A 14,205-nucleotide genomic window follows, 5' to 3' on the forward strand; every position below is an offset into this window, starting at 1 on the left:
TCCTCCTCATCGCTACGCTCTGCATCGTCGCCGGCGCGGGCGCCGCTCCTCCTCATCGCTACGCTCTGCATCGTCGCCGGCGCGGGCGCCGCTCCCTTACGCCGGGTTGAACTGCGAAATCAGCCACTTCCCATCAGCTTTCGTCAGCGTGACCAGCACCGTGCTGGATTTCATGACCGGCTCGGGCCGATCCTGGCTCTGGGTGCTCTGATTAGCGAACACCAACACGGTGGCCGAGTCGGGGTGGAATTCCGTAAGCGCTCCACGCAGTACCACCGCACTCGTCTTCACCCCATTGCTCGTGGCGGCCGGCGCGACGACCTGCTTACTGAAATTGTCGTAGTAAGTCAGGAATTCACCGGTCAAATGCGACCTGGCGGTGGAGAAGTCGCGGTCAAGCGTGTCGGGTGAATACGAAAGGATGGCAATCGTTCCCTCGCTGGCCGCGGTGATCGCCGCCTTCGCTGCCTCGCTGTTGACGTCGCGATCCGGTTTGTAGGTCGACCAGTACAGTGCGGCCAACACCGACAGAGAGGTGGCCACCAGCAGCATCAACAGGGCGGCACCGACTTTGCCCGACCATCGCCCCGGCGTCCACCGTCCCTTTCGCGCGGCTTCCTCCGGCGTGAATCCTTCAGCGATCACGGGATGAACTCGACTTTCGACATCTTGAACTGCCCGCCCTCGCGGGTGACCGTAACGATGAGCCGGTACTTGCGCGGATCCTGTTTGGCGCCGTCCGCATTGGTGACTTCCGAGGAACTGGCGACCAGCACCACCGCAGACTTGTCTGTCACCGAATCCAGCTCGACCGCCGCGGCCTGAACGGTGCCCTGTAGAACCACCTTTGACTCCCGAACGGTGGTGGTGAAGTCTTCCGCCGTCTTCGAGAAATCGTCCTTGAAAGTACCGGTGGAGACCTCAAGGATTTGCTGCACGTCCTCGTTGGCGTGTTGGTAGTCCAACGATGTCAGCGTCACCACTCCCTGCCGCGCGGCCGCGGCATATTCCGCTACCCGCTGACGCTCCCGGACCGCGTTCTTGTGCAACACAATCATTTCGACGCCCGCGCCGAGCGCGGCAAGAATCACGATGACGGCGAGCGCTGCGGCAACCAGGCCCAGTCCCCGTCGGCTCAGTAGGCCGGGCGCCCTCCCCCCGGGCTCGGCGGTGGGCCACTCGGTGTCTTTATCACCCATCTCGCTCGCGTCGGCGTTGACGACTTCCGGCTCAATGGTGTCGGCGTCAGCTGACTCGGAATACGCCTTCGGTTCCGCGGTGACCGGATGGTGGATAACCGGTTCTGCGGCCTTCGTCTCAGCAACCACAGTCGCGGCTCGGTGGCGCATGCGGATGGCGCGGGCCCGGGCGCGCGCCGCGGTGGCAAGAGCTTCGGCTTCGGTCGCCTCAGCCTCGGCCTGATCCGCCAGCGACCGAAATTCGGCCGCCGTCTGGGGCGCGTCTTCCCTGCTCACCGGAAGTGATTCCGTTCCGGGAGCGTCGAACGAGGCTTATCGTCGCCCAAACCAAACTCCTCTACCACCGCTTGCCCGCCGGTGATGAAGATCCGCTGGCCGCCTCTTCCAGCGCTGTTGTGATGCGACGGGCGTCGCCGTTGGCTCACCCTACTCGGCGCCCACAACGGCGCGCGACTGCTCATCGGGAGACCTCACCGCTAACGCAACAGGTCCTTGACCACTTTGCCGGTCGCATTCAGCGGCAGGGCCTCGAGAAACTCCACCGAGCGCGGGACCTTGAATCCCGCCATCCGTTGCCGACACCAGTCGATCAATTCCTGCGCCTCAACCGGGCCCTTGCGGACGACGAAAGCCTTGCCTACCTGCCCGAGCCGCTCGTCGGGTACGCCGATGACGGCGGCCTGCGCCACAGCCGCATGGCCGATCATCAAACCTTCGATCTCGGCGGGATAGGCATTGAATCCACCGACGATGAACATGTCCTTCTTGCGGCCCACTATGCGCAGCCGGCCGGCGTTGTCTATGTTGCCCAGATCCCCGGTGTGCAGCCAGCCGTCACCGTCGATCGCCTCTGCGGTCGCCACGGGGTCGTCGAGGTATCCCTGCATCACGCCATAACCCCGGACCAGCACCTCGCCGTCGTCGGCGATGCGCACCTCGACCCCGGCACAGGGCAGCCCCGCCGTCGTCGCGACATCTTCGAAGGAGTCGCCGGGTCTGGACAGGGTCACGTTGCCGGCCTCGGTGAGTCCGTAGCCGGTCATCAGCGTCTTGAACGGCAACTCGCCATGGATCCGCCGGACCAGCTCGACGGGGATGTCGGCTGCCCCGGTGACCCCGGCCCGCAACGTCGACAACTTTGATTTGTCGGCGACCGTCAGCAGCGAGTGATACAGCGTCGGCGGTCCCGGCAGCATCGTGATGTGTTCGCGCTCAATCAAATCCACCACGACCTCGACATCGAACACCGCCACCGGCAACATCGTCGCGCCCCGCAAGAAGGACGTCACCAGCCCGGCTTTCAGCCCGAATGTATGGAAGTACGGATTGATCTGCAGATAACGGTCACCCGGACGCAGGTCGGCCAGCGTCGCCCACTCTTCATACATCCGCAGCGTCTGGCGATGGTTCATCATCGCCCCCTTGGGGCGCCCCGTGGTGCCTGAGGTGAAGATGATGTCGGAGATGTCATCACCATCCACCCGGCGCTCGAATGGTGAACCGCTGGAAAGAAAGTCGGATTTGAGGTCGATGACGGGGATCCCTGCGGGCGCCGAGTAGTCCTGATCCAAAAACCCCGACTGGACCAGGACGGCCTTCACCCCGCTGCGGAGCAGGATGTCGCCGGCCTCGGCGGTCTTGAACCGGGTATTGACCGGAACCAGGACGCCGCCCGCAGCGAGCAGCCCGAAGGCCGCGATGATCCATTCCGCGGAGTTGGGCGCCCAAATGGCGACTCGATCACCTTTGTCGACGCCGAGGTCAGCGAAAGCGCCTGCGGCGCAACGGATTCGGTTGACGAGTTCGGTGAAGTTAAGGCGCAACGGACCATCGACGACTGCTTCGGCGTCGCCGAAGCGGTCCGCCGCACTCAAGACCATGTCGGGGATGGTCTGCCATGGCGGCTCGATCCGCCCGGGCCGGGTCACACCGTGACGAGTCGACCGAGGTTGCCGCCCATGATCTTGGCCTGGTCCTCGACGGACAGGTGCGAGAGCGCGTTGACGTAGAAGGTCGGCTCCGCCAGCCCTTCCGGATGCGGCCAGTCCGATCCGTACAAGACCTGGTCCACCCCCACGAGATTGATCAGGTCGTCGATGCCGTCCTCGAAGAAGGGGCTGACGTGGATGCGGTTCTTGACCATCTCGACGGGGTCACTCGGGAAAGCTTCCGGCGCCTTGCGGAATACCTCGGCGAGCCCGTCCAGCAACGGGGTCATCCACTTCGAACCGGCCTCGACGATCGCGACCTTCAGCTTCGGGTGGCGGTACAGCGCGCCGTGGATGACCCACGACCCGACCGCGTCCTGGATCGGTCGCCACTCGTTGAGGATGCCCATCGCATTCGTTTGGAACGGCAGCATTTCCTGTTCGGCGCCGTCCCATTCCGACGTGTACCGGGAGTAGCCGCTGTCGCTGGAGTGCATGCCGACCAACAGGTCGTACTCGACGACGCGCTCCCAGAACGGGTCGAACTCCGGCACCGCGAACGACCGGGGACCGCGGAACCCGGGGACCGGGGCGGGGCGGATCAGGATGGCGCGGGCGCCACGCTTGACCGCCCATTCCAGCTCCTCGATCGCCTTCTCGACGATCGGCAGGGTGATGACCGGGGTGGTGAAGATGCGGTTCTCGTAGTTGAAACCCCAGACCTCATCGAGCCACTCGTTGAGCGCATGGATCAGGACGTGGATGGCAACCGGGTCGTCCCGCAGCCGTTCCTCGAGCAAGCTGGCCAGGGTCGGGAACATCAGGGTGCGGTCCAGACCCAGCTCGTTCATCTTCTCCAGCCGCGGTCCGGGCTCGAAGAACGCCGGAATCGCGCGCATCGGCTCGCCGAACAGCTCGCGCTTGCTCTTGCCGTCCGGGTTGCCGAACTTGAAGTACTCCTCCCAGGCACCGGGCCGAGCTACGACCTCGAAGGTGGGGTTGGGAATGTAGTTGCTGATCTGGCCGCGGATGGCAATCTTGGTGCGCCCGTTGACCTGCACGTACTGGACGTGGTTCTTGTACTCCTTGGGCAAGAACTTGGTGAGCGCCTCCGGCGGCTCGTAGAGGTGGTTATCCGCGTCAAAGATCGGGAACGGAACGTCCTCCCGATGCGACAACTGGCCCATGAAATCCTCCTTCGCATTTTGTGAGAATACTATTCTCTTACTCAGACGTTAGCAATGTCCCGCGAACAGACGCAAAAGCTCCCGTTTCGGGCCCCGAAAGGGAGCTTTTGCGTCTGCTCGCCGTTCAGCACTTCGCGCTTATCTTGAACTCCGCAGTCGCCGGTTCGGATGGATTCGCGGTGCTGGAGCCAGCCGCAACGCCACTGATCAGGTATGTACTGCCATCGAAGCGGGTGTCTGCCGCGTCACCGGCGCCTTGCGAATACATGCCGGTAAAGCCGCCCACATCGCGGATGCGGGCGGACTCGGCGACTGCCTTGGCCGCCCGCCCATCGATGACAACGGTGGCCCCGGCAAGTTTGCCGCCAATCTGAATCGTCCGGTACCACTGCACCTGGGTGCACTTCACGACATCGAACGTCGCCTTGACTCCGTTGACCGTGACAGAGGCGGTGCTGGCGAGCGGGGTTTGCGGTGGCGATGCGCATGCCGCCAGCGCGCCGGCACCGAGCACCGCAACGGCAGCTGCGATAGGGCGACGCATCGAACCCTCCATCCCTCTCCGGAAGTGATTCGGCCTGCGGCGATGATGTTATTCTCCCGTTTAGAGAATGCCAATATCGGCCTCTTCGTCCGAGGAGCAATGCGCATGGTGGGCCTGGAAGTCGACGAGTCCGGCGTCGCGGTCCTCACCATCGATCGCCCGCACGCGCGCAACGCAATTGCGCTGGACACCATGCAACAGCTCCAAGAAGCGCTCGATGCGTCCGCGGGAGCCCGAACGCTGGTCATCACCGGTGCCGGGGACCGGGCCTTCGTATCGGGCGGCGACCTGAAGGAGCTCAGCGCGCTGCGGACCGAGGAGGACGCCTCGGCGATGGCCAAACGGATGCGGTCGATCTGCGATCAGCTGGCCAACTTCCCGGCTCCGGTGATCGCCGCGCTGAACGGCCACGCCTTCGGGGGCGGTGCCGAAGTCGCCGTCGCCGCCGACATTCGGGTGGCCGCCGACGACATCAAGATTGCCTTCAACCAGGTGGCGCTGGAAATCATGCCGGCCTGGGGCGGAGCCGAACGACTGGCCGCGCTGGTAGGAAAGGGCCGGGCGCTGCTGCTGGCGGGCAGTGGGACCGCCCTTGGCGCCGTCGAGGCCGAGCGGATCGGCCTGGTGGATCGAGTTCTGCCCCGCTCGTCATTCGACGAGGGCTGGCGATCGATCGCAAGATCGCTGGCCCGTCAACCGGCGACTGAAATAAAGCGCGTAATCAGGGGAGTCTCGCCCGATGAGGCGATAGCATCCTTTGCGCGGCTATGGGTTGACGACGCACACTGGCGGGCCGCAGAGCAGGTAACGAACCGCACGGCCAGTCCGCGCCCTGAGGCTCGAGGAGCGACGTGATGCACAGGTTGGTGTGTGCAAGCTCGGCGATCGTGGTCGCTGTCTTGGCAGGTGGGGCAGGCTCGGCGGTCAGCACCGGAATGGCACACGCCGATGACCCGATCATGCATCACGTCAGATACACCATCAGCGCCAAGAATCCGATCTACGCCAACATCTATTACATCGATCAAGAGCCGACCATTTTCGCCGATTACAGTCACGATCCCTACCGCTTCACACCCAACGTCCAGGCCGACATCGCTCCTGGCAAACCATGGAGCTACGAACTGAATCTAGCGAGACCCGAATACTGGGCGATGGTCGTCGTCAACACCGGCACCGAGCCCGGCACGCCGGAGTTTCACTGCGACCTGTCGGTAGATGGGGCCGTCGTCGTGTCCAAGGATGGGCCCAGGGGCGTGCTCTGCTCCATTCGGAACTGGTGAACAACCCAGGTCGGCGGGATGTCCGCAATCGGCTGCGGTTCGCCTTCCAGCCGGCGCAACTGACTCTCGACAAACTCCAGCGTCTCGGGGTGACCGCTGGATACACCCAAGGCCTGCTCGAGCACCAGGAACCGGGACAAGCTGGTCATCAGCACGGTGAACACCGCCGGCGGGATGAAGTCGGTGTCCACCTCATAACGACGCAGCGCGGCGGCCACCGCTTGGCGCTGTTCCTCGCGGAAACGTTCCGCGTAATGGGCGATTTCGGCCCGCATCTCCTTGCGGTGATTGGCCAGTGCCATGAACTCCATCGAGATGCGGGTGAAGGCGGGATCGGTGCCGAATCTCCACAGCGCCCACAACGGCTGCGGCGACTCAAGCAGCTGCGCCTGCGCGAGCAACCCTTCCTCGGCGCGCCGCCGGAAGACCGCGAGGAAAAGCTCCTCCATTTTCCGGAAGTAGTAGTGCACCAGCTGAGGCTTGAGTCCGGCCTTCTGGGCCAGCCGGCGCGACGTCACCGCGGCGTAGCCCTCTTCGATCATCAGCCGTTCGGCCGCGTCGAGCAGCAAGCCGCGATTCTTCGCGTCCGGCGCCCCGATCCTGCGGGCCGATGTCATACCGATACCCCGTGCTCTCTGCGTTCCCCTAGCGGTCAGGCCGATCGTAGCCACTGCCATCGGTCCGGCCGCGTGATCTTGACCACGACAATACCGCCATGCTAAGCAGGTGCTCAGCAGACTTTCTATTTCGGGCGACGCCAGCTCTCGTCGCCGACTGACCATTTGGCGACATGATTTTGGGGCCGGCTTCGGGAGGAATGCACGATGAGCAGCACCTACGACACAATTGACTTCTTTACCGACCCGTCGCTGGTACCCGACCCGTATGAGTACTTCGACTATCTGCGCGACAAGGGTCCGGTCCTACGGCTTCCCCACTACGGGGTCGTCGCGGTTACCGGCTACGAGGAGGCGACGGCGGTCTATAAGGACACCGACTCCTTTTCCAATTGCGTGGCGCTCGGCGGCCCCTTCCCGCCGTTGCCGTTCCAGCCCGACGGCGACGACATCAACCACCAGATCGACGAGCACCGACACTGTTTCCCGATGTTCGAGCACATGGTCACGATGGATCCGCCCGACCACAGCCGGGCGCGATCGATCCTGAGCAGGCTGCTGACGCCAAGTCGGCTCAAGCAGAACGAGGAGTTCATGTGGCGCCTCGCCGACCGCCAGCTCGACGAGTTCCTGGTCAACGGCAAGTGCGAGTTCATCAGCGAGTATTCAAAGCCGTTCGCCACCTTGGTGATCGCCGACCTGCTCGGCGTCCCGGAGGAGGACCACAAGGAATTCCGGGTGGTGCTAGGTGCCGACCGCCCGGGGCGCGTCGGGGCGCTGGACCACGAGTCGGTGGGCGTCAATCCACTGGAATGGCTTGACGACAAGTTTTGCTCCTACATCGAAGACCGGCGCGCGCACCCGCGGGAGGATGTCCTGACCGCTCTGGCGACGGCCAAGTACCCGGACGGGTCGACGCCTGAGGTCATCGACGTGGTCCGATCGGCCACGTTCCTGTTCGCCGCGGGACAGGAGACAACGGCCAAGCTGCTCAGTGCCGCGCTGCAGGTAATCGGCGACCGTCCCGACATCCAGCAACAACTCCGCGAAGACCGAAGCCTGATTCCCGGTTTCATCGAGGAATCGTTGCGCATGGAGAGTCCCGTCAAGAGCGACTCGCGACTGGCCCGCCGCAGCACTCAAATTGGCGGAGTGGATATTCCGGCCGGCACCGTGGTGATGGTGCTTCCGGGTGCGGCGAACCGCGACCCCCGCCGCTTCGAGAACCCGCACGAGTTCCGGCTGGACCGCAAGAACGTGCGCGAGCACATGGCTTTTGCGCGCGGGGTGCACTCCTGCCCCGGTGGGCCGCTGGCCCGGGTGGAGGGCCGGGTCTCCATCGAACGCATCCTGGACCGGATGGCCGACATCTCCGCCGACGAGACCGAGCACGGCCCGTCCGGCGCGCGCCGCTGGCTGTATGAGCCCACTTATATCCTGCGGGGGCTCAACAACCTGCACCTCACGTTCACGCCCCAGGATCCCCCACCCGGACGCCCTGTCAGTTGATCGCCAGGCCGATGAAATAGCTGCCGAACAATCCGGCCGCGATCAGCAGCACCCAGGCGTCGGTAAGCCTGCACAGCAGCGCGGGCGCCTGCCGGACTTCCATGAACTCGCGAAATATGATGCGCACCTTGATGAGTGCGATGACGATCACGCTTGATGTCACAATCGCACTGGCGCTCGTTGTTGAGTGGTCGATCACCAGATAACCCACCGTGAAGGCGGCCAGCACCACCCAGGCAACCAGTAGCCTCTTGTTGAACTTCACCATCACCTCACCGCGTACAGCAACGCAAAAATGAGCACCCAGAGGAAATCGACTGTGTGCCAATACGTTGCGCAGGTTTCTACGAGCACTTGGGATTCCTGAGACCCACGCCGTGCGCCTCGGAGTCGATAAACGATGATGCCGAGGACAACGAACCCGATCAGTAGGTGAATGAAATGTATGCCGGTGAGGAAGAAGTAATACGCGAAGAAGTCGTCGCTGTCCGGCCCGTGTCCCTCACCGACCAACCGGCTCCACTCAAATACTTTGCAGCACAGGAATACTGCGGCGAATGCGATGGTGAGGAATACATCTCTGAGGGCTTCCCGATAGGCACCGGCACGGGACGACTGAACGCACCGCGCCACAGACCAGGAACTCAACAGCAAGACAAGGGTGTTGACGACGCCTATTCGCAGGTCCAAGTGCGCCTGCGAGAGCAGGAAAAGCTCGGGGCTTCGGGTGCGGTAGAACAGGTAGAAACCGAAATATCCTGTGAAGATCAGCGTTTCGAACAACACGAAGGCCCACATGTCCGGCTGACCCGGCACGAAAGACGCGTCCTTGCTTTCCTCGCTGAGATCGGTCATGACGCAATCACCCGTTTGGCATGCCCGTCGGGCAGGATCCCGGTACCGAAGTCTTCCCGCCGGATCATCTTGAAGAGCATGACAACGAATGTGACTTGGTAGATGCCGAATACGACCATATCCAGCCACCATGCGATCTGGCCGTTCCAGGCCAGAACGCCACGGCGGAAGATCCAGCAGGGCGCCACGACGACTTCAGTCAGTGCATTACACAAGTTCAGATAGCCGAACCACTTTGGGAAGACTCGATTCTTGTCGATCAGAATCGCGACCATCCAGAGCAGCGACCCGATCAGGAACACGCCCATGGTTCCGTCGAAAGACAGGAAGGCGAAGTCGTAGAGCCAACCCATCACCTGGGGATCACGCTCGGGCCGCAGCGTCCCGACGACCAACGCGATGCACAGCAGCAAGAGGCCGGGCACCGCACTGAACGAGTAGATGAGCAAATACGAATACCCAAAGATGCGGCTGACCGACATGCGACGCATCGAATAGGCAATCAGGGCATTGTTCATCGCGGTCATACCGGTGATCGCGAACACGACGCCCAGGCCGATCGGTATCCCGAGCTGGCGCTCGGTGAACCAGTGCGTCTGCGTCGCGAGGTCCCAGGTCGGTTGTGGCGGCGGTTGGGCTCGCGCCAAGACGAAGACCATCGGAAAGAACAGGCTGTAGAAGGCGGCGAGCATCCACCAAGCCAGCCACAACTCACGCTTGGGGTTGTGGCGCAGGTGCCAGGCGATCCGACGATGCAAGCCACCTCCGGGCGGGCCTGACACAGGCCCGGAATCCAGTGGGGCCCCTGAATCCGGTGGAGTCGTCAGCGTACTCATGCGCCGTCCAGACCCGCTGCGGGAAGGTGCATCTCGGCGCGCTCTTGATAAATCGCCCGCCCCAGTACGGCGCCCATCACGACGACCCAGACGCCGATGGCGATGTTTTTCAACCAGAACGACAACGCGCCGTCCCATGCCAGCGGTCCGGTCAACGAGACGCCGACGAACGCTGCCGGCACAAGCGCCGCGGCAACCAGAAGGTTGAAGTGAGCCACCCAGCGGCTGAATATCGGCCGCGGCTGATCGTCGAAATAGATTGCCGCCGCGAGAATCACACCCTGCCCGATCAAAAAGGGAACCACGACGGTGAAGGTGACCCAGGCGAAATCGTTGAGCAACTGCGTCAGCTCAGGACTTCGTTCCGGGCGGAACGCGGCCAGCAGCCAGCAGACGTCGGCGATCAGAAACAGGGTGGGTCCGCCTGCCGCGCAACCCAGCGTCGCATAGGCGAAGATCGGCGTGCGATGCGCCATCCTCCGGATCTGCATCACGATGAGCGCCAGAATCGGGATCAGGCACACACCGAACCAGTTGAAAAGGACCATGCTGTAGCGGATTTGGGCGGTGTGCGCCGGATCGCGGTAGAAAGCCGCTACCTTCTCGGCGGACATGGTGGGCGACATGGGCGGGCTGAATCCCGGGAACAAGAAGAATGCGGCGATCCAGATGATCGCCGTCACGGGCAGTGTCCACAGCAGGATCAATTCGCCGTCGATTTGTCTCGGTGAATCGCGCCCGACGGCGGCCTCGGACATCAGCAACTCCCTCCGGGGGCGTGATCACTCAGCCCGTGAGCCGAAAGTAGCCGATCGGCTAGGCACGGTCAATAGCCGATCGGCTAGGCTCTCGGTGTGTCGTCAGAGCAGGCTGGGAGTCCGACCCGCAGCCGGTTTCGTTTCATCGCGCGTAGCGCCGCGCAGACGCGCGTCCTGGACGCGGCTTTGAAATTGATCGCGGAGCACGGTGTCGGTGGAACCTCGTTGCAGATGATCGCCGATGCGATCGGAGTCACGAAGGCAGCTGTGTACCACCAGTTCAAGACCAAGGAACAGATCGTCGTTGCCCTCACGGAACGCGAACTTGGCGGTCTGGAGGAAGCGCTGGAGGCCGCCGAGGCCCATGACGACTTTCCCCGGGCGCGAGAGGTCCTGCTGGGTCGGGTCATCGACATGGCCATCGAGCGTCGCGGCGCGGCGAGCACCCTCCAGTTCGATCCGGTCATTGTGCGGCTGCTGGCCGAGCACGAAGAGTTTCAGCAGTTCATCGCGCGGCTCTACGGCGTGCTGGTCGACGACACGTCCGAGGACGCGCGGGTGTCTGCCGCGGTGCTTTCAGGCGCGATCGCGGTGGGTGTCATGCACCCGTTGGTCGCAGACGTCGACGACGACACGCTGCGTTCGCAACTGCGCCGCGTCATCCATCGGCTGATCGGTGCGACTGAGGCGAGCGATGGGGTGCCGCCGTGAATTACGTGTCGGCGCGAACCCAGGTCGTTACACCGTCGTGGGCTATGCAGATCAGGAACAGGCCATCGGGCGCCTGCGCGACGTAATTCAGCCACTGGTGGCACTCGGCGCCTTCTTCCTTGACCCCTGCCATCGGAGGTGAGCGGAACCATCGCGGCTCGTACCTTCGCGGCGAGCCGCAGAACATGAGTCGCCCAGATTCTGGAGCGGTCGGCATGCTGTCGATCCCAAAGGCGTAATAGGTGGTGTTGTCACACGGCGTGCCCAGAACCTGATGCCCCATGATGCCGGGGGTGCACTCGGGATAGTCGCACACCGTCGGCCCGGCGAAGGATGGCGGCGCAGCCAGCAAGCCGACGCCGAGTAGCGCAGCAAACAATGCCACGATGGATCGCACGCCATAACTTTGCCACACCCGAAAGCTTCTGAAAAGCAATTTCTCCTGGTCGGAGAGCGTCGCGAGCCGGCCAGCCGCTGATGTCGGGCTCGACCCGAAACGCCAGTCGGCCCGCTGCCCGGTGGGGCGCATTTCCGCCTTCAGGACCTCGAAGGCAGCTGCCCGATAAGGACGTTCAGCCTATGCCAGGGTGATAGGCTCGTTCTCCGTGCACGATCCGGACGGGCCTGACGCCGACCATGGTGAGGACCCCGAGGGCGCGATCGATCCCCACGAACCACGCGCTGGCTCAGTGATCGGCTCTGGCGCTGAGGCCGTTTCCGAGGCGGACCTCGAAGACGAAGTGGCGAAGGCCGAAGCAGAGGCTGAGGCAGCTCGCGCACGCGTGGCCCGGCTGCGCCGGGTCGCGGAAATCGAGCCCCCCAAAAACGACGGCGACGACGACGCAGACGACGAAGCAGATGATGACGCGGCCTCCCAAGACGTCGCCGACTCTCGAGAGGTTAAGCGGCGCCACCCGAAATGGACTCAGGCACGGTCATGGGGGCTGCGGCGATCCCGGCGAACACGGCGGCGCCGCCGCTCGAGGCGGACGGCGGTAGCAATGGGCGTGGGCGCCGCGCTTGCCGCGACGTCGCTGGGCGCCATCGGCTACATGCTGCAGCAACACCACACGATCGCGCACAAACGGCAACTCTCCCAGGACTATGCCGCGGCGGCCCGGCAGGCGGTCACCACGCTCATGTCGATTGACGCCAACCACGCCAAGGACGACATCCAGCGGATCATCGACGCTTCCACGGGACCGCTCAAGGACCAAATCTCCGCGATGTCAAGCCTTATGCTCGAGAACGCACAAGAATCGAAAACCGTCACAAAGGTGAACGTGGAGGCGGTCGCCGTCGAGTCGGCGACGGACAGCTCTGCGGTCGCGCTCGTCGTGGCCAAATCCGAAGTGACCGACGCAGATAACAAGACGCGGCCGCCGCAACTGTGGCGGCTCAGCATGGAGATCGTCCGTGAGGGCGGCCAGTTCAAGATGTCGAAAGTCCAATTCCTGCAATGAATATTGAGCAGGATTCGTCGGTCGACACCGCGGGAGAACACGACGACAGCACGGACGACAGCTCGGAAGCCCCGACTCCTGACGAGGCGGACGCACCCCGCGGACTGCAGCGACCGGCACGCGCCACCCCGCGCAAGGCCGTCGGTCGATGGACTCGCCGGTGCTTGGCCAAATGGCGTTCAATACTCGCGACGGCGCTGGTCGTTGCCACCGTCGGCGCCGCCGCGGGTTTGTTCTTCCTTCAGTACCGTCCGGATCAGCAGCTGAGCGACGCCGCCGCACGCCAAGCGGTCCAGGCGGCTTCGGACGGCGCCGTGGCGCTGCTCTCCTACTCCGTCGACACCCTTGATCGCGATTTCGCCGCGGCGAAGTCGCGTCTGACCGGCAATTTCTTGGCTTACTACAGCAAGTTCAGCGAACAGATTGCGGCGGGGGCCATGCAGGGACAACTGACGACCACCGCCAAGGTGATTCGCGCCGCCATTTCGGATTTGCATCCCGAGTCGGCCATCGTGCTGGTGTTCGTCAACCAGACCACTACGAGCAAGCGAAAGCCGGAACCCATTGAGGCTCATAGCAGCATCCTGGTCAAGCTGACGAAGATCAACGGTTCGTGGCTGATCGCAAACTTCGACCCCGTTGGGTGAGCGCGCCAACCTTTAGCGCTAATCGGCATTTTGTCGGGACTTGCGCGGTGTTAATCTCGATTCAGACAGCCGAAATGGGCCGAACTTTGTCGGTCAATAATTGCGCGTCGAGGAGCACCTGATGCGTCCAGCTCGAATACTTGCCGCCGCAACCCTGATGGCTGCCACCGTATTTGACGGTTTGGGCACAGCAGCCACAGCCGGCGCAACGACTAAGGAAGAAGTGGCCGTCAACGGCACATTTCGCGTTACGTCGATCGGTGATTGGGCCCAGACCAATGATCAGTACCATGGCGAACCAACCGTCTATCAGACCTGGACTATCAGCTCGTCATGCGTCACGTTCCAGGAGTGCCACGGCACGGTGACGAGCGACCAGGGCTGGAGTGCGCCGTTGTACATGAACGACGGGATCATGTGGAAGGTCAGGCGCAATGTGGTCAATTGGGAGCACTGCGAGGACGGCACCGCGTACACCGGCGAGCAGACCTACTACTTCTATCCAGTCGATACCAATGGCGAATACAAACTCGGGTCTCCGGTCATGGCCGGGAGGGACAAGACGTACGGCCCGAGCGGCGCCTGCGGACAGAACCAGTGGCTCGACGTCGCGATGCCGCTGCGGTTGGACCGGCTAGCCTGATCGCACATTCTTAGTGGATTCATGG

18 protein-coding genes are annotated in these 14,205 nt (G+C 63.3%); 7 read left to right on the forward strand and 11 right to left on the reverse strand.

The window, feature by feature from the left end; translation table 11 throughout:
* Positions 1-96 precede the first annotated feature (96 nt).
* From BN972_RS25720 to BN972_RS25740, 5 genes are all read right to left on the reverse strand, one after another.
* On the reverse strand, positions 97-645 hold the full coding sequence (locus tag BN972_RS25720; protein WP_051545811.1) for a hypothetical protein: 549 nt from the start codon (positions 643-645) through the stop codon (positions 97-99).
* A complete protein-coding gene (locus BN972_RS25725) occupies positions 642-1,475 on the reverse strand; it encodes a hypothetical protein (protein ID WP_036365057.1) in 834 nt (277 codons plus the stop codon). The genes BN972_RS25720 and BN972_RS25725 overlap by 4 nt, the downstream gene beginning before the upstream one ends.
* Positions 1,476-1,675: 200 nt before the next feature.
* Positions 1,676-3,127, reverse strand: a complete 1,452-nt coding sequence (locus tag BN972_RS25730; RefSeq protein WP_280531800.1) for a FadD3 family acyl-CoA ligase — start codon at positions 3,125-3,127, stop codon at positions 1,676-1,678.
* A complete protein-coding gene (locus BN972_RS25735; protein ID WP_036365060.1) occupies positions 3,124-4,314 on the reverse strand; it encodes an amidohydrolase family protein in 1,191 nt (396 codons plus the stop codon). The genes BN972_RS25730 and BN972_RS25735 overlap by 4 nt, the downstream gene beginning before the upstream one ends.
* Before the next feature lie 124 nt (positions 4,315-4,438).
* Positions 4,439-4,828, reverse strand: a complete 390-nt coding sequence (locus BN972_RS25740) for a lipoprotein LpqH (RefSeq protein WP_235192588.1) — start codon at positions 4,826-4,828, stop codon at positions 4,439-4,441.
* Between the two features lie 135 nt (positions 4,829-4,963).
* Here BN972_RS25740 and BN972_RS25745 point away from each other — a divergent pair, with 135 nt between their 5' ends.
* Both BN972_RS25745 and BN972_RS25750 read left to right on the forward strand, forming a co-directional pair.
* Entirely contained in the window at positions 4,964-5,713 is a 750-nt protein-coding gene (locus tag BN972_RS25745) for an enoyl-CoA hydratase/isomerase family protein (protein ID WP_036365914.1), read from the forward strand.
* 80 nt (positions 5,714-5,793) lie between these two features.
* On the forward strand, positions 5,794-6,141 hold the full coding sequence (locus tag BN972_RS25750) for a hypothetical protein (protein WP_080697236.1): 348 nt from the start codon (positions 5,794-5,796) through the stop codon (positions 6,139-6,141).
* Here the strand turns inward: BN972_RS25750 and BN972_RS25755 are convergent.
* Positions 6,057-6,758, reverse strand: a complete 702-nt coding sequence (locus tag BN972_RS25755) for a TetR/AcrR family transcriptional regulator (RefSeq protein WP_036365066.1) — start codon at positions 6,756-6,758, stop codon at positions 6,057-6,059. The two genes, BN972_RS25750 and BN972_RS25755, sit on opposite strands and share 85 nt — an antisense overlap.
* 207 nt (positions 6,759-6,965) lie before the next feature.
* Here BN972_RS25755 and BN972_RS25760 point away from each other — a divergent pair, with 207 nt between their 5' ends.
* The gene (locus BN972_RS25760; RefSeq protein WP_036365069.1) at positions 6,966-8,267 is read left to right on the forward strand and encodes a cytochrome P450; all 1,302 of its coding nucleotides are present in this window, start codon (positions 6,966-6,968) and stop codon (positions 8,265-8,267) included.
* On the opposite strand, the gene BN972_RS25765 is transcribed toward BN972_RS25760, so the two are convergent.
* From BN972_RS25765 to BN972_RS25780, 4 genes are read right to left on the reverse strand one after another with little or no spacing between them, the layout of a single operon-like run.
* Positions 8,260-8,538 carry a cytochrome C oxidase subunit IV family protein gene (locus BN972_RS25765; protein ID WP_036365072.1) on the reverse strand — a complete coding sequence of 93 codons (279 nt, stop codon included), beginning with the start codon at positions 8,536-8,538 and terminating at the stop codon, positions 8,260-8,262. The two genes, BN972_RS25760 and BN972_RS25765, sit on opposite strands and share 8 nt — an antisense overlap.
* A complete protein-coding gene (locus tag BN972_RS25770) occupies positions 8,535-9,122 on the reverse strand; it encodes a cytochrome c oxidase subunit 3 family protein (RefSeq protein ID WP_036365076.1) in 588 nt (195 codons plus the stop codon). Before BN972_RS25770 ends, BN972_RS25765 begins: the two co-directional genes overlap by 4 nt.
* The gene (locus tag BN972_RS25775) at positions 9,119-9,958 is read right to left on the reverse strand and encodes a hypothetical protein (protein WP_036365079.1); all 840 of its coding nucleotides are present in this window, start codon (positions 9,956-9,958) and stop codon (positions 9,119-9,121) included. The genes BN972_RS25770 and BN972_RS25775 overlap by 4 nt, the downstream gene beginning before the upstream one ends.
* Positions 9,955-10,716, reverse strand: a complete 762-nt coding sequence (locus tag BN972_RS25780) for a hypothetical protein (protein WP_036365917.1) — start codon at positions 10,714-10,716, stop codon at positions 9,955-9,957. Before BN972_RS25780 ends, BN972_RS25775 begins: the two co-directional genes overlap by 4 nt.
* Before the next feature lie 174 nt (positions 10,717-10,890).
* On the opposite strand from BN972_RS25780, the gene BN972_RS25785 reads away from it, so the two are divergent.
* Entirely contained in the window at positions 10,891-11,427 is a 537-nt protein-coding gene (locus BN972_RS25785) for a TetR/AcrR family transcriptional regulator (protein ID WP_065139274.1), read from the forward strand.
* A gap of 1 nt (position 11,428) precedes the next feature.
* On the opposite strand, the gene BN972_RS25790 is transcribed toward BN972_RS25785, so the two are convergent.
* On the reverse strand, positions 11,429-11,824 hold the full coding sequence (locus tag BN972_RS25790; RefSeq protein WP_235192589.1) for a hypothetical protein: 396 nt from the start codon (positions 11,822-11,824) through the stop codon (positions 11,429-11,431).
* Between the two features lie 208 nt (positions 11,825-12,032).
* Here BN972_RS25790 and BN972_RS25795 point away from each other — a divergent pair, with 208 nt between their 5' ends.
* From BN972_RS25795 to BN972_RS25805, 3 genes are all read left to right on the forward strand, one after another.
* The gene (locus BN972_RS25795; RefSeq protein ID WP_036365081.1) at positions 12,033-12,890 is read left to right on the forward strand and encodes a hypothetical protein; all 858 of its coding nucleotides are present in this window, start codon (positions 12,033-12,035) and stop codon (positions 12,888-12,890) included.
* The gene (locus BN972_RS25800; RefSeq protein WP_036365084.1) at positions 12,887-13,537 is read left to right on the forward strand and encodes a hypothetical protein; all 651 of its coding nucleotides are present in this window, start codon (positions 12,887-12,889) and stop codon (positions 13,535-13,537) included. The genes BN972_RS25795 and BN972_RS25800 overlap by 4 nt, the downstream gene beginning before the upstream one ends.
* Before the next feature lie 121 nt (positions 13,538-13,658).
* Positions 13,659-14,180 (forward strand): Rv2253/PknI dimerization domain-containing protein, encoded by a 522-nt coding sequence (locus tag BN972_RS25805; protein ID WP_036365086.1) that lies wholly within the window; start codon positions 13,659-13,661, stop codon positions 14,178-14,180.
* The last annotated feature ends 25 nt before the right edge of the window (positions 14,181-14,205 follow it).

This window comes from Mycobacterium asiaticum DSM 44297, from assembly GCF_000613245.1.
GTDB classification, from domain to species: Bacteria; Actinomycetota; Actinomycetes; order Mycobacteriales; family Mycobacteriaceae; genus Mycobacterium; species Mycobacterium asiaticum.